Origin of the sequence: Sphingobacterium sp. B29 (assembly GCF_001952815.1) — a bacterium.
Taxonomy (GTDB): domain Bacteria; phylum Bacteroidota; class Bacteroidia; order Sphingobacteriales; family Sphingobacteriaceae; genus Sphingobacterium; species Sphingobacterium siyangense.
This window is the reverse complement of record NZ_CP019158.1, coordinates 55,266-80,216: the sequence shown is the minus strand read 5'-3', so window position 1 is coordinate 80,216 and position 24,951 is coordinate 55,266. Positions and strand designations below refer to the sequence as shown.

Below are 24,951 nucleotides of genomic sequence, written 5' to 3'. Positions count from 1 at the left end.
AAATCTCATACAGATGAAAAAATTAGCCACTTTATTTATAATTGGTAGCATAGCATTTCATGCTTTTGCTCAACAACGTTTGATTGACATGAAATATTGGAATAATAAAGCTGTACTACCCCTGGTTCTCTATCTGAGTGGAGATGGTGGATTTAATTCATTCTCTAACAAGCTTTGTGAGCTGATTGCTGGAGCAGGATATACTGTCGCAGCTCTTGATTCAAAAAATTATTTCTGGAAGAAGAAAAGCCCAAATGAGATAGCAGGAGATATTTCTAATACCTTGAAGACTTTGTTATCCTCACGGCAGAATATGCGTCTTTTCGTCGTTGGGTATTCATTTGGAGCAGATGCGGTCCCTTTTATTATTAACCGCTTGGATCCAGTTGTTAAAAAAAATGTAAAGAGCGTTGTGCTTTTGGAACCATCCGTGTCTACAGATCTGGAGATCCATATAGCTGATATTTTAGGCCGTAGTAATACAAAGCGAAGTCTTGATGTCATCTCTGAAATCAATCGCATGGATGGAGTCAAAACGGGCGTCATTCTCGGTGACGACGAAGCCGATTTTCCTGTACAAAAAATAACACTTAAGAATTTTACAAAAAAATACCTCTCCGGGGGCCATCATTTTAGTGGGAATGCAGACCAGGTAGCGAAGAATACGGTCGCTCTCTTCTAATTGGGCGGGGTTATTGTCTGCTAGCTTTCCTTTATGGTGGTTATACAGTAGCGATAGGCCTTTTACCTTGTCAAAATCGGTGAAAGCGCTGAAGCTAATCGGATTTCTTGTCCTACATCAATTTAATTAAATGAAGAAGGTCTTAATTTTGATTTAGAATTTAAATAGACAATTATGGAATTAGGAATTGGAATGTTTGGTGACTCGAGGATAGATCCTGTTACAGGTCAGATCCAGGCAGCACAAGATAGAATGAAAGAAATTATTGAGGAGATCAAGCTTATGGATCAAGTAGGATTGGATTTCTTTGGAATCGGGGAACATCACCGGGCAGATTATGCGGTTGCAGCACCCGAAATTGTCTTGGCTGCGGCTTCTACAGTTACCAAAAATATTAAATTGGGCAGTGCAGTTTCGGTATTGAGTTCTGCGGATCCTGTTAAATTATTTCAGGATTTCGCAGCAGTTGATCTTTTATCTGATGGACGTGCTGAGCTGATGGCTGGAAGAGGATCCTTCATTGAATCCTTCCCTTTATTTGGTTATGATCTGAAAGATTATTCCGAATTGTTTGAGGAGAAACTTGAGCTTTTGTTACGATTGAACAAGCAAAATCCAATTACTTGGCGAGGAAATTTTAGAGCACCCTTAATCAATCAAGAAGTCTTCCCTCGGCCTAAAAATGGATCACTGCCGATCTGGGTTGCTGTAGGTGGTACAACATCTTCTGTTATCCGTGCAGGAAAACTGGGTTTACCGGTTATGTTTGCTATCATCGGCGGCATGTACGAAAGCTTCGATCATTTATTTGAAATGTATCGTCAAGCTTATGAGGATAATGGACATGATATGGCTAATTTTCAAGTAGGAGTGCACATGCATGCGTTCTTTGGCGACAACAACGCTCAGGTAGCAGATTATTACTATCCGATTTATTCGGCACAGATGGACCGTATCGGAGCAAGTAGAGGTTGGCCTCCATATCAACGTACACAATATGACTTTGGAAGAACTTCAAGGGGGCATCTAATTGTTGGGGATGCTGCCTATGCAGTAGATAAAATTTTGCAAATACAAGAGAAATTCGGATTGACACGTTTCTCTGCACACATGGATGTGGGCGCCCCTGGACATAAAGAGATGCTCCGTTCTATTGAGATTTTTGGCGAAAAAATAGCGCCTGAAATTCGAAAGGCTCTTCATAAAGATGCCTAAAGAGCGATTATCATTTTTTTAACGCTGAGATATTCGCTACCTTTGTGGCGTAAATCATTTTAGAGAGTAAGATGCTTGGATTAAAGTTGTTGACAGATCCGCGATGGGCAAACATCGCAGAAGGAAATTTAGAAGAAATTTTGACTGATCATGCCTGGTGTGAGCAAAAGGCTGCTTCAAATGCAATATCATTAATCACAAACAACTCAGAATACGAAGATTTAGTGCATGAACTGACAGCAATTGCTATCGAAGAAATGGAACATTTTAAGATGGTTATTGATATCATCAAAGAACGTGGCTATACCTTGGGCCGTGAAAGAAAAGATGATTATGTTGGCCAATTGATGAAATTCTCTAAAAAAGATGGCAGTAGAAATATGGCTTTTATTGACCGTTTATTATTCGCGGCAATGATTGAAGCCCGAAGCTGCGAACGTTTTAGAGTGCTGTCGCAAAATATTCAAGATAAAGATCTTGCAAAGTTTTACCATGATTTAATGGTGTCTGAAGCAAATCATTATACAACATTTTTAAATTTTGCACGCAAATATACTGTAGACGTCGATGTAGAAAAGCGTTGGAAGGAGTGGTTGGAATTTGAAGGGAGGCTAATCCAGTCGTACGGAAATAAAGAAGCCATTCATGGCTAATCGGACCGCGCTCCTACCTATTTTAAAACACATACATAACAGTTGTCCCGTTCTATTTCTTAGAACGGGATTTTTTGTCACTTATTTATTCTTATCTTTGTACCGTGATTGAAAAAAGTAAAATAATAGATATCAGGAGTTTGTCTTTGGATCAGATCAAAGATCAACTTACAGCGTTGGGGGAGCAGGGCTTTCGTGCGAAGCAGATTTATGAATGGCTCTGGGTAAAATCTTGTGTAGATTTTGATCAGATGAGTAATTTGAGTAAGTCCCTTCGTGAGAAGCTAAAAGCGAATTTTACGATCAATGCAGTTACAGTTAAAGAATCTCAGATCAGCTCAGATAAAACAATTAAAAGTAGTTTTTGGCTGTATGATAACAATATCATTGAAGGGGTGTTGATACCGGCTCCGGAACGAATGACAGCTTGTGTCAGCTCACAGGTGGGCTGTAGCTTGACCTGTAAGTTCTGTGCAACAGGCTATATGGACCGTAAGAGGAACCTCAATGCCGATGAGATCTATGATCAAGTCGTTCTGATCAGCAAGCAAGCCGAAGAGAACTACGGGCAGCCACTGACAAATATCGTTTATATGGGGATGGGTGAGCCTTTGTTGAACTATGCCAATATGATGAAGTCGGTTGAACGCATTACGGCCCCCGACGGATTAAATATGGCTGCTAAGCGGATCACTGTTTCCACTGCAGGTATCGCAAAAATGATTAAAAAATTGGGTGATGACCAGGTACGTTTTAATCTAGCACTTTCTTTGCACGCCGCAAATGATAAAAAGCGAAATGAAATTATGCCGATCAATGAGCAGAACTCACTAAAAGCTCTGGCAGAAGCCCTCAAATATTTTTATGCGAAGACAAAAAGTCCAATTACATTTGAATATATTGTCTTTAACAATTTCAATGACGAATTGGAGGATGCAAAAGAACTTGCTAAGTTCTGTAAACACGTTCCTTGTAAGGTCAACCTGATTGAGTATAATCCTATCGCACTGGCCGATTTCTTAAATGCTGAAGCAGATAAAATCGAGGTATTTGCAAATTATCTAAAAAGTCAAGGTATAATCACGAATGTGAGACGTAGCCGTGGTAAAGATATCGATGCCGCCTGTGGACAATTAGCAATCAAGGACGAGAAAAAGGAGGAATCCGAGGTATAATCTGAAGGATAGTTCCTATCTTTAATAGGGGAATTTACCAGATGAAATCCGAATTAAATAAGCTTTTTAGCGATTTTGTATCCATCTTTTTTCCAAGAGAATGTGGATGTTGCGGTTGTGTGCTAAAATATCAGGAAAAGTTTATTTGTGTAGCATGCGATTTCCATTTGCCTTATACTAATTTTCACGAATATTCAGATAATGATACCGCAAGACAGCTTTGGGGGAAAGCTCCAGTGGAAGAGGCCTGTTCTTTTTTGTTAATGCAAAAGGATAGCCGTGTAGAGCACCTCATTTATCAGATTAAATACAATAATCAACCTTTTCTTGCGGAATATTTTGGTTATCTATACGGCTTAAAATTAATAGAAGCAAAGGCCTATCAGAATATCAATTGTATTGTTCCTGTGCCATTACACAAGAGCAAACTCCGAAAAAGAGGCTATAATCAATCCACTTACTTTGGAAGAGGTTTGTCCAGAGCGATGGAAATCCCATTGCGTGAAGATATTTTGGTAAGAAAGAAAGCGACAATTAGCCAAACAGTTAAGGGGCGACTCGACCGTTACGAAAATGTAAGTGATATTTTCGATTGTCAGGCCATTGGGTTGCCGGCCCATGTACACATTTTATTGGTGGACGATGTGTTAACAACAGGCGCTACGATTGTTTCCGCGGCATTAACACTCTTAGATGCTGTTGACTGTCGGGTATCTATTGCTACTTTAGCAAGGGCCTAGGCCCAATCTGACCCATAGCGTATGGGCTCATTTAAAAATAATAAAATTCACAAACCATAAGAGCGAATTCCTATAATTGAAGTAGCTAATATATAGCCCCAATATATAGATCTGGTAAAGCACTCAATGATAACGAAATCATCAAGACGAACTCAACCTGGTATTTACGACCTTCGGTTGACATAGTTTAGTAGATAGGCAAACCCGGCCATCCCTATTCCGATGCTGTCGGCAAATAAATCCCACCAATCACCGCTCCGGTAAGTAAAAATATAAAGCTGAAGTAATTCTGTCAGTCCAGCAAATAAAAATCCGAGGATAGATACGATAAAAATCGGAAGCCAGCGGGTTGGTTTACCGCTGAATTGCTGGATAACACCATTGTAAAGCAACGTACAGAAAACAAAAAACATACCGCAATGGACTAATTTGTCCATACCTGGATAGGCGGGAACTGCGTCAAAATTGTTACCCGGGAGTGTGCATAAAATAATAACTATTATGGCCCAAATAAAACACCACTTATAGTCCAATAAGATTTTAATCATGGCGTTAAATATCCAAAAATTTCCTGATAGAAATAAAAATATTATGAATTTAAAAATTATTCACCTGTAAATCAGTTGTTTAATAAAGTTTTATTGTTTTATATGGTACTATGTATTGCATGGTACCATAAAATACATATATCTTTGTATTGTTATGATAGCTGAAAATACACAAATCCAAATGAGGAAGGGGATACTTGAATATTGTATCCTATCCATAATTTCTCGAGGAGAAATTTATGCCTCCGATATTATCAGCGAACTGAAGAAAGCTCAATTATTGGTTGTGGAAGGAACCTTATATCCGCTTTTAACACGTCTAAAAAACAATGGCCTGTTAAGCTATATATGGAAGGAGTCGACTTCAGGTCCGCCTAGAAAATATTATGAAATTACCCAAGAAGGGTTAGAAGTCCTTTCGCGACTAGATGTTACCTGGAATGAGCTCGTGTTTGCTGTAAATACGTCATTGGTGGGTAGAAACAATGATTCAACTAAACCAGTTAAAGACAATAACGATGAATAAGACAATAATTATCAACATAAATAGTATCGTCTTCCATATTGAAGAGGATGCTTATGAGGTGCTTCGCTCCTACATGATTGATATAAAGAAGCACTTTGGACAATCGGAAGATAGTCGGGAGATTTTAGAGGACATCGAAAATCGTATTTCTGAGATGTTTACTGAAAAGATTCAGGCGGGCAGCAAAGAAGTTCTGAATATGGACGATGTTAATGCTGTGATAGAGCAAATGGGAAGCGTAAGTGATTTTGAATCTGAGGATCAGGATGGTTATGCTTCTTTTCAGCGTCAGCCAAATGCAGACGGTTTTAAAGTGGGGAAGAAGCTGATGCGTGACCCAGATGACAAAGTTTTCAGTGGAGTATGTAGTGGACTTGGACATTTTTTTGGCATTGAGGCAAAATGGGTACGTTTACTCTTTGCTTTATTTGTTGTGATCGGTGGATCGGGCGTATTGGTCTATGTCATCCTATGGATTGTCATGCCGCTCGCTGTAACTCGTGCAGATAAGATGGAAATGCGTGGGGAGGCACCGAATATTCAGAACTTCAAACGTTCTTTCGATGAAGAAATGAGCGGGGTAAGGGATTCGTTTTCGAGGGGAATGGACCGTACAGGCGATAGTGTTGCTAAATTATTGCAGGTCTTTGTGAAAGTCATCGGCGTATTCTTTGTTATTATTGTTGGTTTGACGCTCATCGGGTTGATTATTGGACTTATCTTCTTTGCACTGGCTATTGTGAACGTAATTCCTGACGTCATGGACGATTCTGGACCTTTTTATCTCATGAATCCGAGCGATGTACCTTTTGCTTTGATTGCGGGTTTCTTGGCCATTTTTATCCCTTTTGCTGGATTGTTCTATTTGCTTCTCCGCGTTCTCTTCGAGAAAAAACCAATGAACAATTATTTGACAACCACCTTATTTTTAGTCTGGTTGGCGTCGATAGGCGCAATTATCTACTACGCTACATCGGTAGCAAAGGAATTCAAAGAGTCCAGTACGATTGTTGAAGAGAAGCCACTGCAAAAACAAGCTGTTTATTACTTAAATGAAAATGATATTCGGGTAATCCGCTTAAAAAAATGGTGTAAAAAGCGGTTTGGGTATAAAAAACGAAAACCTCTCTACTTATCTGAGACGTAATATTCGTATCCGTGTCGAACGTATCGATTCTCTACAGGAACCTTATGTACGCTATGAGTATTCGGCTAAAGGAAATTCCTATAAAGTCGCAACAGACAGAGCTGGTAAAATTAACTATGCATTGAGACAAGATAGTACATCATTAACATTTGACAATGCGTTCCAGTTGAATGAAGGTGAACTCTATCGGGATCAAGAAGTCAATATTACCTTGTTTCTCCCAGTAGGCACCAAGTTGATCATTAATGATAATTTGGAAGATAAATTAAGGGATATTTCATTTTACGAATGTCGTGACCGTTATAGAGAAGACCTAAGGGATGTAAAAGACGTCGAGTTTGTAGTCACGTCACTCGGGTTGAAATGTGCATTGCCACCCAAGAAGTCAGATGAAAGTGACGAAACAGATGCTGAGGGCAATGAAGTAATCGCAAATGATACGTCTGTTGTTATCCGCAGAGATACCATTATTAATGTCAAAAAAGATGGTGTTACCATAGAGACAAAAAAGAAATAACATAAACCAAGTCTTCCGCCTGAAGGCGGAAGACAAATTATTGAAGCTGTAACCATCGAAAATCACTACTGAACCTCGTGTGATAAGCCTATTTAGTACCATCAAAAGTAAATGCTATTACACCTATTTATAAACGAATGAAAAGATATTTTTACCTCTTACTCTTAAATTTTTTAATTGCTTCCTTTGCCTATGCGCAAGTGAAAGTTACAGGCAAAGTACTGGTGGAAAATAATGTGCCTTTGGCTTCTGCAACTGCTTATCTGATGAAGGCAAAGACAACAGTTATTTTGAAAGCAGTTGTTACAGATGAAAATGGAGAATACCAATTTTCGGATATCCAAGCTGGAAGTTATTATGTCGACGTCAAAATGGTTGGGTACATGGCCAATAAGAGCAACGTTTTTGATATCAGTAAATCAGATTACAAGGTCCCAACGATCCTGCTGAACACGGACACACGAAAATTGCAGGAGGTCGCCGTAGAGGGTAAGCCGCCGATGGTTGAAAGCAAGCCTGGTAAACTGGTTTTAAATGTCGAAAACTCTCCCTTGGCCGCGGGGAATAATGCCTTAGATATTGTACAGCGCGCTCCTGGAGTGAGTTTAGATAACAATAATAACCTACAATTGATGGGTCAATCTGGTGTATCAGTGACCATCGATGGTCGGCAGACCTATATGTCGGGTGAGCAGTTGGTGAATTTTTTGAAGAGTACGGATGGCAACCAGATTAAGTCCGTCGAAGTTATCACCACCCGGGCAGCAAAAGATGACGCTGAGGGGGCCGTAGGGACTATAAATATTGTCCTCAAGAAAAATCGGATGGAAGGATTTAACGGAACCTTTAACATGACGGCAGGGCGGGGAGAAAAATTCAGAGGGAATAGCTCCTTATCCTTAAACTATAAAAAGAATAATACGACAGTATTTGGATCGTATGCATATTCCAATGAGAAAAGCCACCGTAAGCTACTGCTTGATCGTGTTATTCAGAATAAAGGGGAAAAGACCTATTTTAAACAAAGGTCGATATTGGATGAAAAAGAACAGAATCATTCCTATCGCTTCGGTGTTGAGCAAAGGACATCAGCCAGAAATACATTAACCGTGCAGTTTAATGGTTCGAATAATATCGAATACAATGATAACGATAGTAAGACCAATGTAGGAAAGTCTTTTACAACATTGGATTCGCTTTTGATTTCGACATCGCAATTCAAAGAGTTATTTGATCGGTACTCTGCTAATTTAAACAATGAGTTTAGAATTGATTCGAATGGCAGAAAACTTACCCTTGATTTGGATTGGAGTAAATTCAAAAGCAGTAAACGCGTGGGGTATAATAACCAATATTTTGATGGTCAGCTGGATGCGATTACTCCCGAGGAGATCCAACGGAGTAGAATGCCCATCGGAATCGATATCTATGTCGCCAAACTCGATTATGAACAACCGCTATCTAAGGTCTCCAAGCTTGAGATGGGGGCTAAATATTCTAATGTTACGTCGGATAACGACTTAACCTTTGAAGATTTTTTGAACAATTCCTGGATCAATAATGAAAAGCGGACGAATCATTTTGTGTATAAGGAGCAGATCGCCGCTGGATATATAGACTATAATAATACGATAGGAAAATGGGGGCTGAAGGTCGGTGCGAGAGGAGAATATACATTTTCTGATGGAAACTCATTGACCTTAAATAAGCAGGTGAAGCGGAACTACTTTAAACTTTTTCCGAATGCAAATCTGACATATACCCTCGATGAGAATCATATTCTTTCCTTAGGTTATGCAAGGAAAATCACACGTCCCAATTACCGACAGTTGAATCCTTTTGATTATTTCATTGATAAACTAACCTTCGAACGTGGTAACCCTTATCTGAATCCGCAATTTTCCAATGAATTCACATTAAACTATACGTTGATGCAACGTTATAATGTGACATTGGGTATTAACGATGTGCGGGATGCGATTGTAGAGAGTATGGGACAAGATTCGGTACTGAAGCAGACCTGGGTTATACGTGAAAATTTAGGTAAGAATTTGACCGCTTACCTGAATCTGAATATCCCGATTACGGTATCCAAGATTTGGAGCATGAATAACAATATTACGGGTATCCATTTTAACTTTGATGGCATGGTGAGCGGTCATCCGCTGAAAAGGAAGTCATTTCTTTTGCAGGCTACATCGATGCACAATTTAAAATTAGCGAAAAGTCTGTCGGCTAATGTCAATTTGCGATATTTCTCTCCTTTCAAATATAATGTGTACGATATGAAGGCCCGATGGGATATGGAGGTTGGAGCGACAAAGACATTTAAGGATCAACGTAGTTCTTTGAAATTGGCCGTGAGCGATTTGTTTAACACAGGGAATCAGAATCTGAAAACTAATTTCGGCGATTTTGACTCCAGTATCAGGCAATACCAAGATCGTCGTGTGGTTCGATTGACTTATTCGTATAAATTCGGAAATTTAAAAAATAACTATCGTAAGAAAGATACAAGTAACGAGGAAAAGGAAAGAGCACAATAGCTACTGACCATTATGTTGTTTCAAAAGGCCGTAGGAATATTTTTGCTTACGGCTTTTTATTTAGTCATTGATGACTAGCTCGGTAGGTAATACACGCGTTTCAAATTCTGTAATCGGATATTTCGATTCTATTAATTTGATAAGAAGTTCCGTAGCGATTTTCCCCATTTCGAAAGCAGGTTGTCTTATGGCGGTTACTTTAGATGAGAATAGTTCGACAACATTAGAGTTTGTAAATCCGGCAATAGCAATATCGTTACAGGCTTCAAAATTTCTTTTTTTTCACGACATGAAGATATCCTGTAGTTAACTTATCACCAGAGATAAAAATAGCATCAAAACCAAGCCGGATAAGCTCTTCAATTGCACTTTCGATCTCTTCCAAATGTAGCCCTCCATATTGACAATATTTAACCAAATCTGGATCGAAATCAATATGATTAGCCATCAGAGCCTTTTTATAGCCAATTAATCTGTCCTTCGTTATAGACAACGATTTAGAGTTTGTAAGATGTGCAATTTTCTTATTTCCAAGTTTTATGAGGTGCTGGGTGGCATCATAGGCTCCTTGCTGATTGTTTACGATGACTTTGTATGTGTCGAACTGTTGTGGGATCCGATCAAAAAATACAATTGGAAATCCACGTTCTTTTAATTGGTGGAGATAAGAAATATCCTCGGTTTCTGAGGACAACGCAATTAATAACCCATCTATGCCTCTGGATGTTAGATACTCAACATTCAGCCTTTCCCTTTCCGAAGACTCATGTGTCTGTGAAATGATGATATGAAAATTCTTGTCATAGGCAATAGATTCGACACCGTTTATGACTTGGGAAAAAAAATTATTGGCTATTTCGCTAACAATGATACCAATGGAGTGGCTTCGACGCTCCTTTAAACTCCTTGCAATGGGATTTGCACGATAATTGATTTTTTCGGCATATTCCAATACAATCTTTTTTGTTTCAGGACTTATTTCATAACTATCTCTTAATGCTCTGGAAATTGTGGACGTTGATAAGTTAAGTGCTTTAGCAATATCTTTGATTGTATAGTTTTCGAATCTCATAATTGGCAAAATAGAACCTAATATTAATCAAAAAAAATTACAAAACCTAATTAGCTCCCCTGTGCAAACGTTGCCGGCACGTTTGCATAACTTTTTAATGATACTTGCATGAACAAGTGAAATATAACTTGTAAACTTGATTATATGATAACCAGTTAAATTTCGATGCAGTTCCTGCAAGAGTGATTTAATCATTGTAATTTAAAAACCTAAAAATATGAGTAAGGCCTTAGTAATATCTACTGCTATTTGCGCTTCGTTATTCACATTAAATGCACACGCTCAAGCCCGAAAAGTCCAAGGAACGGTCGTTGGTACGGATCAAAAAGGATTGGTTGGTGTGAGTGTAACGGTGCCAGGAACAAGAATTGTTGCTGTGACGGACAAAAGTGGAAAGTTTAGTGTCGAAATAGCCGGTAACAATCAAGAACTTCAATTTACCTATGTTGGATTTCAGACAAAAAAAGTAACAGTTCTTGAGAATCAGAAGACACTTAACATTGTTTTGGAAGAACAGTCTAATGCATTGGAAGAGGTAACTGTAAACATCGGTTACGGGACGGTCAAAAAGAAAGATCTGACAGGAGCTGTAACTTCGGTAGGTGCAGAAACCATTTCTAAAGCTCCAGTATCTTCAGCTCTTGAGGCGATTGCGGGAAGAATGGCTGGGATTCAAATTTCTTCTACAGAAGGATCCCCAGATGCAGAAATGAAGGTCCGCGTCCGTGGCGGAGGCTCCGTTACAGGAGATAATGCGCCTTTATATATCGTGGATGGTTTTCCGATGTCTTCGATATCAGATATCGCGCCAGCAGATATTGAATCCATCGATGTGTTAAAAGATGCATCTTCGGCAGCCATATACGGCTCTCGGGGAGCAAATGGGGTTGTTATCGTAACCACCAAAAGTGCAAAGTCAGGAAAAACATCAATTAGTTATAGCGCTTTTGGCGGAATTCGAAATTTGGCAAAAAAGCTCGATGTATTGTCTCCCTACGATTATGTAACCTGGCAGTACGAACAGGCATTGTTGCAAAATAAACTGGATACTTATGTCAAATACTTTGGTAATTTTCAAGATATTGACCTCTATAAAGACGTGCCTTCAAATGATTGGCAAGAGCTTATATTTGGAAGGACCGGTAATACTTTTAACCAAAATTTTAATTTGTCAGGGGGGAGTGATAAGACGAAATATTCAATTTCTCATTCCTTTGTGAGAGATAAAGCGATTATGGAAATGTCTGGTTTTCGGAGACAAAATGTCAATTTTAAACTAAACCATAAACCATCAAAGAATACTTCCATAGATTTGGGTGCGCGATTTTCGGATGTTCGCATTTCAGGTGGAGGCATGAATGAACAGAATGAAGCCTCTTCATCAGATTCCCGTTTAAAATTCGCCATGATTTATCCTCCCTTTCCTGTTGGGGGCCTAACAAATAGTGATGAAACCGATGATGAATTCAATCTGTATAATCCGTTAGAGTCTTTGGTCGATAATGATCAATTGCAACGAAGGAGAACGTATAACCTAAATGCTGCATTTAGCTGGGATATTGTTAAAAACCTACGGTTCAGGACAGAATTTGGCTTTGATGATTATCACAACTATAATGATCGGTTTTATGGTCCAACGACGTATTATGTGCGTAATATTCCCGCTGCTTTAGATCAAAATAAGCCTGCTCTTATCTCATTGAATACGTCGACTCAGGGGATACGCTCCACAAATACATTAAACTATAACTTTCAAGATTTCCTTCCTAAAGGACATAGTTTAAGTGTGCTGGTTGGCCAGGAATATTTGTTTACACAAAAAACATTAAATACCAATACGACACACGGTTTTCCGAACAGCTTTAAACTGGATGATACCCGAAAATTAACGCCGCAAGGTGCATCGAGTACGATAAACAATTACATGTTTGCTGACGAAAAATTACTTTCATTTTTTGGCCGGGTAAATTATGACTTTGACTCGAAGTATTTATTTAATGCAACTTTCCGGGCAGATGGTTCCTCCAAGTTCTCGGCAGACAATTATTGGGGGTATTTCCCATCCATGGCAGCTGCCTGGCGGATCTCATCAGAGCGATTTATGGACAAGACGCAATCTTGGCTTGATGACTTAAAACTTAGAGCAAGCTTGGGTACCTCGGGAAATAATAATATTCCATTAGAGCAGATATATCCAATATTTTCAGTTAAGAACACAGAATGGGTCAATGGGTATAATAATTATTGGGCTACGTCAAAAACGATGTCTAATCCGGATTTGAAATGGGAAACGACCATTTCAAAGAATATAGGTTTGGACTTTACTTTATTCAAGAAAAAGCTATCGGGAACGGTCGATGTGTATAAAAATAAAACAAAAGATCTCTTGATTCTTTTCCCAATTGCCGGATCAGGTTATGATGATCAATATCGAAATTTAGGTGAAACCCAAAATAAAGGGATAGAGCTTACTCTAAACTGGTCCGCAATAAATAAGAAGAACTTTGATCTCAATTTTAGTGGCAATATTAGTTTCAATGAAACGAAAGTTAATTCTTTGGGAACCTTGACCTCGATTCCAATGGCTTCGGGTTGGGCTTCAACGGAAATTGGAACGGATTACGTTGTAGAGACTGGTGGGCGGGTTGGAAAAATGTATGGTTACGTGAGTGACGGGCGATATGAAGTTTCTGATTTTACAGGCTATGATGCAGCATCAAAAAAATGGATTTTAAAAGATGGCGTAGCTGATGCCTCTACTGTCGTTGGCACCATAAGACCGGGAACAATGAAATTAAAAGATCTAGTTGGTGATGATCATAAAATCGATGCAAGTGATCAGACGATTATTGGAGATGCAAACCCTTTGCATACCGGTGGATTTTCAATCAATACGCGTATTTATAACTTTGATATGACAGCATTATTTAACTGGAGCTATGGAAACGATATCTACAATGCCAATAAGATTGAATATACATCTACGAGCAAGTATAATAACCGCAATATGCTCACGGTAATGGAAGAAGGGCAACGTTGGACGAACTTACTGCCCGATGGAACGATCAGTAATGACCCTAACCAATTGGCCGATATGAATAAAAATACGAGCCTCTGGTCTCCGCTTACAAGTAAATTTGTATTCAGCGATTGGGCTGTGGAGGATGGCTCCTTTTTGCGCTTGGGAACTGTTACAATAGGTTATACGCTGCCTAAAGCGTTTACTGATAGGTTGAAAATCCGGAACTTTAGAGTATATATTTCCGGATATAATCTCGCGGTTTGGACCAATTATAGTGGCTTTGATCCTGAGGTATCTACACGGAGAAAGACCAACCTCACGCCGGGGGTGGATTATTCGGCTTATCCGAAAAGCAGAACTTTCGTAGCAGGTCTTAATTTAAACTTCTAGTCTTATGAAAAAAACACTATTGCATATAACCTTGGCTTTATTATTTGCAGGAACCGTATCATCTTGTAATAAAATATTGGAAGCACCGTCGAAATCTGCATTGGATGAGTCGGTTATATTTTCTAACCAAGATCTCGCGGAAGGGGCTGTTGCAGGAATTATTCAATCTTTTGGTGAAACAAACTCCTATCGGGGTAGATATTTGGTCTTCTATGGTATCAACACAGATGCAGAGGTCAATAATAGTCTGAAGAATCCTGGCGATGAAAAATCACGATTGTCAAATTATAATACTAACGTGAATAATACCCAAATGAATACCGATAACAATGCCTGGGCTAAATTTTATGAAGGTATTGAGCGGGCTAACTTAGCGATTAGGGGCCTGCGTAGTTATGGGAATATTGAGCAGCGCCCGGAGATGGCTTATATTCTAGGCGAAATCCTGACTTTGAGGGCTGTGGTATATAATGATCTGGTTAAAGCATGGGGCGATGTACCAGCTCGCTTCGAACCATTGAGTACAGCGTCAATCTATATCGAGCGTAGCGATCGTGATGTAATTTACAAGCAGTTGCTGGCCGATCTGGAGGAAGCTCAAAACTATCTGCCTTGGCCGAACCAAAGTGCAAAGACATCCAATGTTGAACATATCAATAAAGCGTTTGCTAAGGGCTTGCGTGCTCGTTTGGCTTTGTCTGCCGGAGGTTATTCTCAACGGGCAGATGGGGTTCGTAAAAGTAATGATCCTGAATTGGAGTCGAAAAAGATGTATGAGCTGGCAAAAAAAGAATGTTTGGATATCATCAATAGTGGCGCCGCAAAGCTTCTCGGTTTTGAAGAAGTTTTTAAGACACTATGCCAAGAGAAAGGAGAGGCTGGATTAGAATCACTATGGGAGATCCCTTTTAGTGAAGGGCGTGGCCGTGTCATATTTGACCTCGGTGTCAAACATACCACAACAGATAAGTATACTGGCCAAAATAAGGGCGGGACAAATGGCCCGAATCCCATTATGTTTTACGAATACGAGAAAGAAGACGTGCGCCGTGACGTAAGCTGTGTCCCGTATGAATGGACGGGTGGTGTACAGGTACCAACAAATCTCGGTAAGTGGTATTTTGGGAAATATCGCTATGAGTGGATGTCGAGGGTGGTTACTTCGACCAATGATGATGGTTTGAATTGGATGTATATGCGCTATGCTGATGTTCTTTTAATGGCAGCAGAGGCAATAAATGAATTGGATGGCCCAAATGCTGCGGCACCTTATTTTAAAATGATCCGTGAACGGGCTTATCCAAACAATCCGGAGAAAGTAACGGCTTATATGCAGCAAATCACCACAAGTAAGGATGTTTTCTTTCATGCCCTCGTCAACGAACGTGCATTGGAGTTTACGGGAGAAATGTTGCGTAAGGGTGATTTGATCCGCTGGAATCTTCTAGGGGTCAAGTTGGCTGAAGCTAAACAAAAGTTACAGCAGCTGGAGAATAGACAGGGTAAATATGCGGCATTGCCTGCCAATATCTACTACAAGACAGCAGCTGATGGTGAAAAAGTGGAAATATATGGCTTAAATTTTGGCGACACAGATGCAGTGGGCGCTGCGGCAGGATATACTTCCTCAAAAAAATGGACGATGGCAGCAAGTAGTGATCAGGCAACCTTCTGGGATGCTTTATACCTCCGCGATCCCAATACACAGCAATTTTGGCCTATTTGGCAGTATTTTTTGGATAATAGCAACGGTAAGTTGAATAATAATGGTTTTAGTTTTCAATAGAAAATAAGCATAAGAATGAAAAGAATCAATATATTGCTATATCTCGGTCTTGGGCTTATATTCGCAAATATAAGCTGTTCTGATGATCGTGTAAAAGAACTAACAGAACTGACGACAGACCGTTATTTTTCTCCTACAGGAGTGAGCGCACGAATCGTTAATCAAACAGGAGTTCAATTGACCTGGAAGAAAAATGCCGAAGCGAAAGGTTATACAATAGAACTGTTTGCTAATGGCGAACTCAATTTTGAAGGGAGTCCTGTCAGGATAATTGAAGAGATCACAAATGATCAGATTCCCTATACGATTATTGGATTGGATGGAGCAACAAACTATTCTGCCCGTATCAAGGCTGTAGGAACTGGGGTGGCTGATTCCAAATGGAGTACCATTACCTTTAAGACCAACGAAGAACAGATTATGAAACCTGTTAGCCCGGAGGGAATCCAGGCAACTTCTGTTCTGCTAAATTGGACCGCAGGTGAAGAGGCGACAGCCATCGCGATTAACCCAGGGAATATTATCCATCCCGTGACACCGCAAGAGATTGCTGCAGGGGAAGCAACAGTCACAGGTCTGGTAGGAGAAACAACCTACACCGCGACACTATTGAAAGGAAACAAGATCCGCGGATCAGCGACATTCACGACATTGATTGACTTGGGGGATGCAGTTGTTGTGCAGCCCACAGATGATCTCGTTGCTGTAATCGGAACTGCCAAAGCAGGGGATGTACTCGCATTAATGCCAGGAACCTATTCGCTCACTGCTGATGTACTGATCGATAAAGCGATAGCTATCAAAGGTGCGAAACCCGCCGATCGCCCGTTGGTAAAATCTGCTTATTTTAATTTGGATAAGGGCGCATCACTATCATTAAAAGATCTTATACTTGATGGAGAAAATAAGTCGGGGGGAAACTGTGTCATTACATTGCAGGCAGGTGCTTTCGGAAGTATTCGCCTAGAAGATAGTAAGCTGATGAACTACCCGAAAGGGATTATTTATGGCAGTTTCGATGCTTCGGTAGAGAGCGTAAGCATGAGTAATAATATTTTTGACAATATCGTCGGTAATGGAAATGAGTTTATTGATTTTAGAAAAGCTATTGCGAGGATTTTTGAATTTACAAATAATACAGTTTCCAATGCTGTCTTGAACCGGGAATTTATCCGGATGGACGCAGGTGGATCCGCAGCTTATCCGGCTATTACAAGCATCATCAAAGTGAATAATAATACCTTTTACAATGTCATACAAGATGCTACTAAACGTTTCTTCTATGTGCGTTTAGCGAAGAATGAAATTACATTCGCTAAAAATTTAATTGTGAAATCACTGGCAATGACCGCTAATCAGTCTGCAACTAATCTGGTCGAACTCAAAAGTAATAATTACTTTGATGCGGTAAACTTCTATAACAGTTCTGCCTCTGGAGTGAAAAATGATGTTAGTGCTAATGGCTATACACTATTGGATCCTGGATTCAAGGATGCCCCCAAAGGAGACTTTACACTAACAAACCAAACATTAAAGGATAATGGTATTGGTGATCCAAGATGGGGTCAATAGTATGTTTTATGTTATTACCGCACGCCTTCTGCTTAATTAAGAAGGCGTGTGTCTTTCTTATAAGTTCAATGAAAAAAATTAGTATACTTGTTTCAGGCTTTGTGATGGTAATTTTCCTTCTTGCTTTACAGCAAGAACAAACCCTCACAATTTATATAATTGGCGATTCAACAGCTGCAAATAAGGACAAACGCACCTTTCCAGAAACTGGCTGGGGAATGGCTTTTGCTAAGCTGTTTGACCAGCAGGTGAAGGTCGACAATCGTGCATTAAATGGCCGCAGTTCTAAATCCTTTAAACAAGATATAGGCAAAGACGGGAGCATTGTTAATCATTGGGAACCTATTTTTGAAAACCTCCGTCGCGGAGATTATGTTTTCATCCAGTTTGGACATAATGACGAAAAAGTCGATAAGCCCAATGTAGGCACTTCTTTGGAAGAGTTTGAGCAGAATTTGATCTTTTATATCAAGCAAACGCGAGAAAAGGGAGGAATTCCGATTCTTTTGACACCTATCGCACGACGTAAATTTGAAAATGGCCTGCTCATTAAAACACATGGCGAATATCCGGCTATTATCCGTAAGGTGGCTGCAGATACGCAAACAGCCTATATTGATATGGAGGATAAGACGACAAAACTTGTACAGTCTTATGGCGACGAAGGAAGTAAAAAATTGTTTTTGCATGTAGAAAGCGGAGATCGGAACTATCCGCAGGGAAAGAAAGATGATACACATCTGAATACTTTCGGGGCAAGTGAAGTGGCAAAGCTTGTTGCCGAGGGCATTCGCGAGTTGCAGTTAACTATTCAGAATAATCTGGTGCTGAAGTAACTTTAAGACGGTATAAAATCAGAAAGAATTGTAAACTCAAATCAATTTGATTGACTGGGGAAGGGATTTTCATAGAAAGCCTTCATGATTTCGCCGATACCAACCGCAATGAAAGCGAACTGAAGGTTCTTTCTAGCCAATACAATCAGACACTTTCAGAAAAAAAGCGACATCGATTATTTCGATGTCGCTTTTTGATATCAGCCGTATACTAGAAAATATATTTCGTGCTTAAGAAATTTGATTCATTTTCACTCACGATTTCATTTAACAATTTCTTGTTTTCCTCTGTGAATTTTGTAGCCACTAGAGAACGTATAGAGAATGACCGTAAAGCATCGACTACTGACAAGGTTCCTTCAGCACTGTCCTTTCTACCTGTGAAAGGGAAAGTATCTGGGCCGCGTTGGCATTGACAATTGATGTTTACACGGCTCACTTGATTGACCAGTGGATCAATAAGTGATGAAACAACCGCTGCATTATTACTAAAAATACTTACTTGTTGTCCGTGCGAAGATCCGATTAAGTACTCGATAGGTTCTTCAAGGTCATCAAAAGGAACGACTGGGATAACTGGACCAAATTGTTCCTCTCTGTAAAGTTTCATCTGTGAATTGACAGGATAAACAATTGCAGGGTAGAAGAACGATTCTGCAACTTGACCACCATTCTCATTGACTACTTTTGCACCATATGCTTTTGCATCTTCAATGCATTCAGTCAAATAAGCAGGTTTATTGACTTCTGGAAGTGGCGTCAAAGACACCCCTTTTTCCCAAGGCATTCCATATTTCAATTTGGCGACTTCGGCAGAGAGGCGTTTCAGGAACTCTTGTGCCAAGCTGCGGTGTACATAGATAATTTTTAATGCTGTACAACGTTGACCATTGAAAGAAAGTGATCCCAATACAGTTTCAGAAACTGCGAGGTTCAAATCTGCGTCTTTTGTTATAATTGCTGCATTTTTTGCGTCCAAGCCAAGAATAGCGCGAAGACGATTCACTTTTGGATGCAATTTTTTAAGTTCATCAGCAACGCGGCTTGAACCAATTAACGTCAAGACATTGATCTTTCCCGATTGCATTAGGCTAGGAACAATCTTATTGCCACGACCATAGATTGTATTGACAACACCCTTAGGGAAGCTGGTTCTAAAAGCTTCTAATAAAGGATAATGTAATAAAGTACCATGTTTAGGTGGTTTGAATAACATGGTATTTCCCATGATCAACGCTGGAATCAATGTCGTGAATGTCTCATTCAATGGATAGTTGAATGGTCCCATACAAAGGACTACGCCTAATGGAGATCTTCTGATTTGGGCGACGATACCTTGTTCGATTTGAAAACGTGAAGAATCGCGGTCTATATCTTTCAATGCATCGATCGTTGCATAGATGTATTCTACAGTGCGATCAAACTCTTTTACGGAGTCTGCGTAGGATTTGCCAATTTCCCACATAATAAGCTTGACAACAATGTCCTTTTTGGCGATCATCTTTTGTGTGAAATTTTCGACACACGTAATACGATCGGCAACGCTCATTGTCGGCCATTCTCCACGGCCATTGTCGTATGCTTTTACAGCAGCTTCCAAGGCTTCCATGGACTCTTTTTCAGTACAAACAGGAAAGCTACCGATGCGCTTACGTTTCAAGCCATCCTTAGTCTTCACACAGATTGGTGAAAAAACCTCGTTTACTTGACCCGTCCAAGAAATCATTTCTCCATTGGAAAGGAACTCTCTTTGATCGACCTGTTCGTCTAGTGTAAATTCTGCGGGAATGTCTTTCTCCTCGTAGAAAATACTTTCTAAGTTTAAGCTCATTGTTTTTAAAAATGGTTTAGATTGATATTTATAAAGATATTGCTAATATACTGTAAATTTTGCAATATATGTTAATTTTTTATTAAAATAAGTTTAGGTACTAGTGTTTTCATTACAACCCATGCAATTAAATATGCTATGGCACAGAAAGAAAAGATAATGAAGTATCCCGCCTCTTCTCCTTTAAAGCCCATAAAGACCAGCTGAGTTTCTTTTGCATAATCAAATAACCACCCGGACGTTTTGTTGATGATAAAGGCTCCTACCCCCCCTGCAAGTCCTCCGATTCCTGTAACAGTCGCAATGGCACGTTTGGGAAAAGAATCACCAATAGTCGAAAAAATATTTGCAGACCAAGATTGGTGTGCAGCTCCGGCAAAACCGATCAAAATGACAGGTATCCAATAGGAAATATGACCTAGGGGTTGGGCGAGAAGTACAACCAAGGGTACAAAAGCAAATAACAACATTGCTTTCATACGGCCCTCATAAGCATTCATTCCTTTTTTGTCAACAAAATAGGTTGGTAGCCACCCGCCATAAATAGACAACATGGTAATGGCATATAAAACGAAGATAGCCAATTGCCCTTCGGTATCTGATGATTTGATATCGTATACAGCAGAGAGATAGGCCGGCATCCAAAATAAGAAGAACCACCAAACACCATCAGTCATGAATTTACCAAATACGAAAGCCCACGTTTGCTTGTATTTTAAACATTCCGATATGGTAGTTCGCGGTTGTTTGGTTACTCCGGTTTGTTCTGTTTCATGATCATCTTGATGAATGTAAGCCAATTCAGCGGCATTTACTTTCGGGTTTTCGTGTGGCTTTTTATAAAGAAAAATCCAAAAGCCCATCCAAACAAATCCTAGAGCACCGATAATGATAAAGGACATCTCCCAGCCCCAGTGTGCTGCGATGACGGGGATGGTCAATGGGGCGGCTAATGCTCCAATGGTTGCTCCTGAATTGAAAATACTGGTAGATAGGGCACGGTCTTTCTTTGGGAAATACTCTGCCGTAGCTTTAATCGCGGCAGGGAAGTTACCAGCCTCGCCGACAGCCAAAACGAAGCGAGCAAAAATAAATAGATTGACGCTAACACTCATTACTAAACCCACGTTGTTAACATGAGAAATTGCCTCTTTTGCCCCTTCGAAACCAACAAACCATTCACCGGCAACGATACCTGAAGTGGCTATACCACAGAATGCATGTAATATCGCGCCAATAGACCAGATTCCGATCGCCCATAAAAAGCCTTTTTTGGTATCCATCCAATCCACAAAGCGACCTGCAAAAAGCATACTGATGGCATAAAAGATCGAAAATAATGCGGTGATGTTGCCATAGTCTGTATTTGTCCAATGAAATTCAGGACTAATAAAGTCTTTCCAGGTTAAGGACAGCACCTGTCGATCCAGGTAATTGATTGTGGTAGCAAAAAATAGTAGCGAGCATATCACCCAACGGTAATTACCCTTTTTCTCCGTGTTAATCATAATGGGTTTAATAGTTTATTTTTTAGTATACGTGTCTGTTGCCTGTTGTCAATTAAGTGTTCTTCAGTATGATCTTTCTGAAGTCACGATATAAAGACCTTTACCGTGCTTTTGAGACAAATTCAAGTGCTTTTTTAGTGTTTTCAAATAAATTGCTTGTGTCTTTGGGATCAATTAACTTGCTGCCCATGCCTACTGCGCAAACCCCCGATTTGAACCATGCTTTTAAATTCTCCATTTCGATTTCTACGCCCCCCGTCGGCATAAATTTCTGCCCTTTAAAGAGCTCGCGTATCGACGACATAAAGGCAGGGCCTAGTATATTTGCAGGAAACAATTTGATAAGTGCGGCCTCTTGCTGTTGTGCGGTATAGATTTCTGTGGGGGTCATACAGCCCGGAATCCATAGCTTATGCTGTTCATGTACAAGGGAACCGACTAGCGGATTTACAATAGGAGAAACAATAAAATCTGCTCCAATCTGTAGAAATTGTTGGGCTTCGTCAACTGACTTGATGGTGCCAATACCTAAATAAAGGTCAGGCATGTCGAGGTTTCTTGCAGCAACTAAACTTTCAAAAACATCCAATGCTTCGGGGCCTCGATTTGTAAATTCAAAAACACGTATACCTGCCTGATATAGGGTTCGCAGAATCTCGATACTTTCGGCTTTATCGTGGTGGAAAAACAAAGGAAGTGTCCCTTGCGCTATAATTTTCTCTAATACAATCTCTTTCAAATTCATGCTATCATTCTATTTTTTATGTCTTCCACTGTACTTGTTGTCGCATCGCTCGCGATGAATAGTTTATCGAATGCGGCAAGTGTTGCAAACGCTAAGGTCTCCTGCGGAGAAAGGTTGGAGTATAAGCCATAAATCAGCCCTGCCATAAAGCAATCTCCACTACCTACCTTATCCAAAATTTCTTCGGCTGTATATTCCGTTGATTTAATCAGGCTGTCTTTGTCAAATAGTGTGGTATAATACTTGATCCCTTTGCTTTGATAGTCAAAACGAAAGGTGTTGGCCACATATTGACAAATCGGATTCACGGAAATGATCTCTTTACTTGTACGATCTGCCTGTGCCAGTAAATCTTCTTCCTGATACCCGGAAGAAGAAGTTAGGAACTTATCATCTAGCTGTGTGCCGAGCATTTGGTGTGCAGCCCAGATATTCCCCATGATTAAATTACAATACTTGGCAATTTCGGGCATAATCTCTTTTGGTGTCTTTCCATATTTCCACAGTTTAGCGCGGTAATTAAGGTCCAATGATACAAAGATTGCCTTCTCTTGTGCTTTTTTAACAGCTTCCAGGCATAGGTCAGCAATATCTTGACTAATTGCAGGACAGATGGCTGAAAAATGAAACCACTTAACATCGACAAAGACCTCTTCCCAGTCAATGCTACCTACTTTGAGGTTTGCAAAGGAGGAGTTCGCACGGTCATAAATGACACCTGCATTTTTTAGATCTTTTCCTTTTGGCAAATAGTAAATACCCAATCTCTCGCCAGTCCACTGCATCGCTGATGTGTCTATATTTCTGCGGTTCAGGTAGCTATCAATACCTTCACAGATGGCATTTTGAGGAATTGCAGATAAGTAGGATGATGGTACATTCCACAATGCCAAGGCTGTGGCTACATTCAGCTCGGCCCCGCCGACGTAAAAAGGCAACTGATGTTGTTCAATCCAATCTTGTTCGATGTCGGGGCAGATCCGCAACAACAATTCTCCAAAGCTTAAAACTTTACCCTGCATGTTCATTAAAATTCAAAATATTCTTTTGCGTTATTATAGCTGATATCTGTTATGATTTTCCCTACCCATTCGATATCATGTGGTATCTCTCCCTTTTCAATGTCCTGTCCGAAGATGTCGCACAACAATCTTCTGAAATATTCATGCCTTGGAAATGAAAGAAAGCTTCTAGAATCTGTCAACATACCAACGAGACGGCTCAATAAACCCATATTTGACAGTGTGTTGATTTGTTTTGTCATGCCGTCTTTTTGGTCTAGAAACCACCAAGCCGAGCCAAACTGAATTTTTCCCTTAATTGATCCATCGTTGAAATTCCCGATCATGGTTGCAATAAGTTCATTGTCGGCAGGATTGAGATTATACAAGATGGTCTTGGTTAGCTTATCTTGATTGTCTAATTTATTCAAAAATTTTGACAATGCACGTGCCTGACTAAAATCTCCGATCGAATCCCAACCAGTATCAGGTCCGATCAAACGATGCATACGGGCATTGTTGTTGCGCAATGCTCCTAAGTGATATTGTTGAACCCAGCCTTTTTCATGGTCCCATTCTGCAAAATAAATCAACATCGCAGATTTGAATTTCAGATTTTCGGTCGGAGAGATTTCCTTTTTTGTACGAATCTTCTCAAAGATCGTCACGATTTCCTGTTCGGTATAATCTTCGGCATAGATTTGCTCCAGGCCGTGATCCGATACTTTACATCCGTTGGCAGCGAAGAAATCATGTCTTGTTTTTAACGCATTTAAGTAATCTCCAAGACTATTGATCTGCATGTCGCTGACTGCTTCCAGTTTATCGATATATTGATTTAATGCAATAATATCATCTGAGTTCATCGCTTTATCCGGACGAAAGGCGGGAAGCATCTTGAACGATTCTTTTTCCTTTGCAAATTGTTGATGAAACTCGAGGTTATCAATAGGATCGTCTGTGGTACAAACCACTTCAACGTTCATCACTTTCAGTAACCCGCGTACCGAATGGCTATCTTGTTGTAATAAGGCACCTGTGTCGGCGTATATCTTGGCAGCTGTCTTGGGGGACAACAAATCTGTGATACCAAAATACCGCTGCAATTCGAGGTGTGTCCAGTGATGTAATGGGTTGCGTAGTGTATAAGGAACAGTTTCTGCCCACTTGATAAATTTTTCCTCATCGGAAGCATCACCTGTAATGTAACGCTCATTGACACCATTGGTCCGCATGGCCCGCCATTTGTAATGATCGCCATGTAACCACACTTGACTAATATTGTCGAATTTTACATTATTAGCGATTTGTTCAGGAATCAAGTGATTATGATAATCAATGATCGGCAAATGCTTTGAATAGCTGTGATACAGCTGTTCTGCTGTTTTTGTGTTTAATAAAAAGTTGTCGTCTAAAAAAGCTTTCATACAATATTCTAT

Annotated in this window: 21 protein-coding genes; 13 read left to right on the top strand and 8 right to left on the bottom strand. The window is 39.9% G+C overall.

The window, feature by feature from the left end:
• The first annotated feature begins 13 nt into the window (after positions 1 to 13).
• From BV902_RS00350 to BV902_RS00330, 5 genes are all read left to right on the top strand, one after another.
• A complete protein-coding gene (locus BV902_RS00350; protein WP_075990287.1) occupies positions 14 to 682 on the top strand; it encodes an AcvB/VirJ family lysyl-phosphatidylglycerol hydrolase in 669 nt (222 codons plus the stop codon).
• Positions 683 to 856: 174 nt separating this feature from the next.
• Entirely contained in the window at positions 857 to 1,897 is a 1,041-nt protein-coding gene (locus BV902_RS00345; RefSeq protein WP_075990286.1) for an Atu2307/SP_0267 family LLM class monooxygenase, read from the top strand.
• A 71-nt stretch (positions 1,898 to 1,968) separates the two neighbouring features.
• Positions 1,969 to 2,550: a tRNA-(ms[2]io[6]A)-hydroxylase gene (locus tag BV902_RS00340; protein ID WP_075990285.1), complete on the top strand. Its 582-nt coding sequence runs from the start codon at positions 1,969 to 1,971 to the stop codon at positions 2,548 to 2,550.
• 104 nt (positions 2,551 to 2,654) lie between these two features.
• Entirely contained in the window at positions 2,655 to 3,725 is a 1,071-nt protein-coding gene (gene rlmN, locus BV902_RS00335; protein WP_157625808.1) for a 23S rRNA (adenine(2503)-C(2))-methyltransferase RlmN, read from the top strand.
• Positions 3,726 to 3,766: 41 nt separating this feature from the next.
• Complete coding sequence (locus BV902_RS00330) at positions 3,767 to 4,465, top strand: ComF family protein (RefSeq protein ID WP_075990284.1); 699 nt, start codon at positions 3,767 to 3,769, stop codon at positions 4,463 to 4,465.
• Between the two features lie 164 nt (positions 4,466 to 4,629).
• Here BV902_RS00330 and BV902_RS00325 read toward each other — a convergent pair whose 3' ends face one another.
• On the bottom strand, positions 4,630 to 5,013 hold the full coding sequence (locus tag BV902_RS00325) for a VanZ family protein (RefSeq protein ID WP_083663417.1): 384 nt from the start codon (positions 5,011 to 5,013) through the stop codon (positions 4,630 to 4,632).
• A 154-nt stretch (positions 5,014 to 5,167) separates the two neighbouring features.
• Here BV902_RS00325 and BV902_RS00320 point away from each other — a divergent pair, with 154 nt between their 5' ends.
• From BV902_RS00320 to BV902_RS00310, 4 genes are all read left to right on the top strand, one after another.
• A complete protein-coding gene (locus BV902_RS00320; RefSeq protein ID WP_046673104.1) occupies positions 5,168 to 5,539 on the top strand; it encodes a PadR family transcriptional regulator in 372 nt (123 codons plus the stop codon).
• Entirely contained in the window at positions 5,532 to 6,686 is a 1,155-nt protein-coding gene (locus BV902_RS00315; protein WP_237241891.1) for a PspC domain-containing protein, read from the top strand. The genes BV902_RS00320 and BV902_RS00315 overlap by 8 nt, the downstream gene beginning before the upstream one ends.
• Positions 6,643 to 7,203, top strand: a complete 561-nt coding sequence (locus BV902_RS27910; protein ID WP_237241890.1) for a hypothetical protein — start codon at positions 6,643 to 6,645, stop codon at positions 7,201 to 7,203. Before BV902_RS00315 ends, BV902_RS27910 begins: the two co-directional genes overlap by 44 nt.
• 137 nt (positions 7,204 to 7,340) lie before the next feature.
• Positions 7,341 to 9,749, top strand: coding sequence for a TonB-dependent receptor domain-containing protein (locus BV902_RS00310; protein WP_075990283.1), 2,409 nt, complete (start codon positions 7,341 to 7,343; stop codon positions 9,747 to 9,749).
• Positions 9,750 to 9,809: 60 nt separating this feature from the next.
• On the opposite strand, the gene BV902_RS27905 is transcribed toward BV902_RS00310, so the two are convergent.
• Both BV902_RS27905 and BV902_RS00305 read right to left on the bottom strand, forming a co-directional pair.
• A complete protein-coding gene (locus BV902_RS27905) occupies positions 9,810 to 9,995 on the bottom strand; it encodes a substrate-binding domain-containing protein (RefSeq protein WP_237242186.1) in 186 nt (61 codons plus the stop codon).
• 19 nt (positions 9,996 to 10,014) lie between these two features.
• A complete protein-coding gene (locus BV902_RS00305; protein WP_237241888.1) occupies positions 10,015 to 10,821 on the bottom strand; it encodes a LacI family DNA-binding transcriptional regulator in 807 nt (268 codons plus the stop codon).
• 217 nt (positions 10,822 to 11,038) lie between these two features.
• Here BV902_RS00305 and BV902_RS00300 point away from each other — a divergent pair, with 217 nt between their 5' ends.
• From BV902_RS00300 to BV902_RS00285, 4 genes are all read left to right on the top strand, one after another.
• Positions 11,039 to 14,233, top strand: coding sequence for a SusC/RagA family TonB-linked outer membrane protein (locus BV902_RS00300; protein WP_075990282.1), 3,195 nt, complete (start codon positions 11,039 to 11,041; stop codon positions 14,231 to 14,233).
• A 4-nt stretch (positions 14,234 to 14,237) separates the two neighbouring features.
• Entirely contained in the window at positions 14,238 to 16,019 is a 1,782-nt protein-coding gene (locus BV902_RS00295; protein WP_075990281.1) for a RagB/SusD family nutrient uptake outer membrane protein, read from the top strand.
• A 15-nt stretch (positions 16,020 to 16,034) separates the two neighbouring features.
• Positions 16,035 to 17,591, top strand: a complete 1,557-nt coding sequence (locus BV902_RS00290; RefSeq protein WP_083663416.1) for a DUF5123 domain-containing protein — start codon at positions 16,035 to 16,037, stop codon at positions 17,589 to 17,591.
• A gap of 68 nt (positions 17,592 to 17,659) precedes the next feature.
• The gene (locus tag BV902_RS00285; protein WP_075990279.1) at positions 17,660 to 18,427 is read left to right on the top strand and encodes a rhamnogalacturonan acetylesterase; all 768 of its coding nucleotides are present in this window, start codon (positions 17,660 to 17,662) and stop codon (positions 18,425 to 18,427) included.
• 211 nt (positions 18,428 to 18,638) lie between these two features.
• On the opposite strand, the gene BV902_RS00280 is transcribed toward BV902_RS00285, so the two are convergent.
• The 5 genes from BV902_RS00280 to uxaC all read right to left on the bottom strand — a co-directional run bounded on the left by BV902_RS00280 (position 18,639) and on the right by uxaC (position 24,939).
• Positions 18,639 to 20,258: an NADP-dependent glyceraldehyde-3-phosphate dehydrogenase gene (locus tag BV902_RS00280; RefSeq protein WP_075990278.1), complete on the bottom strand. Its 1,620-nt coding sequence runs from the start codon at positions 20,256 to 20,258 to the stop codon at positions 18,639 to 18,641.
• A 71-nt stretch (positions 20,259 to 20,329) separates the two neighbouring features.
• A complete protein-coding gene (locus BV902_RS00275; protein ID WP_420833015.1) occupies positions 20,330 to 21,766 on the bottom strand; it encodes an MFS transporter in 1,437 nt (478 codons plus the stop codon).
• A 100-nt stretch (positions 21,767 to 21,866) separates the two neighbouring features.
• Positions 21,867 to 22,511, bottom strand: a complete 645-nt coding sequence (locus BV902_RS00270; protein WP_075990277.1) for a bifunctional 4-hydroxy-2-oxoglutarate aldolase/2-dehydro-3-deoxy-phosphogluconate aldolase — start codon at positions 22,509 to 22,511, stop codon at positions 21,867 to 21,869.
• The gene (locus tag BV902_RS00265; protein ID WP_237241886.1) at positions 22,508 to 23,533 is read right to left on the bottom strand and encodes a sugar kinase; all 1,026 of its coding nucleotides are present in this window, start codon (positions 23,531 to 23,533) and stop codon (positions 22,508 to 22,510) included. The genes BV902_RS00270 and BV902_RS00265 overlap by 4 nt, the downstream gene beginning before the upstream one ends.
• Positions 23,534 to 23,538: 5 nt before the next feature.
• Complete coding sequence (gene uxaC, locus BV902_RS00260; protein ID WP_075990275.1) at positions 23,539 to 24,939, bottom strand: glucuronate isomerase; 1,401 nt, start codon at positions 24,937 to 24,939, stop codon at positions 23,539 to 23,541.
• Positions 24,940 to 24,951: the final 12 nt, after the last annotated feature.